This is a genomic window from Paenibacillus sp. 10L310, assembly GCF_056395745.1.
Map to the genome: position 1 here is coordinate 1 of NZ_JBFTKC010000081.1, position 361 is coordinate 361.

The window sequence follows — 361 nt, forward strand, 5'->3', positions numbered from 1 at the left end:
GCCAAACGCCCCGCTCCGGGATTACTCCATCACTCGGATCGCGGCTCTCAATACACGTCAAAAGAATACGTGGAGCAACTAAAATCATACGGAATGGAATCAAGCATGAGCCGCCGAGGAAACTGTTATGATAACGCCTGTATTGAGTCGTGGCACAGTATTTTAAAGAAAGAACTTATTTACTGCAACCCTCGTTTTAAGACGCCGGAAGAGGCTTATACTGCCATCTACCAGTACATCGAGTTCTATTACAACCGCAAGCGAATGCATGGCGCGCTAGGGTATCTTTCCCCTGCTCGTTTTGCGATGAAATTTACGGACAAATCCGCAGCGTAGTGTCTACTTTTTTGACATAGGTCCA

Annotated in this window: 1 protein-coding gene; it reads left to right on the forward strand. The window is 46.8% G+C overall.

Translation table 11 applies throughout. The features are described from left to right. A partial coding sequence (locus AC1DE7_RS31925; RefSeq protein WP_477535904.1) for an integrase core domain-containing protein occupies positions 1 to 336 on the forward strand: 336 nt, incomplete at its 5' end. Positions 337 to 361 lie beyond the last annotated feature (25 nt).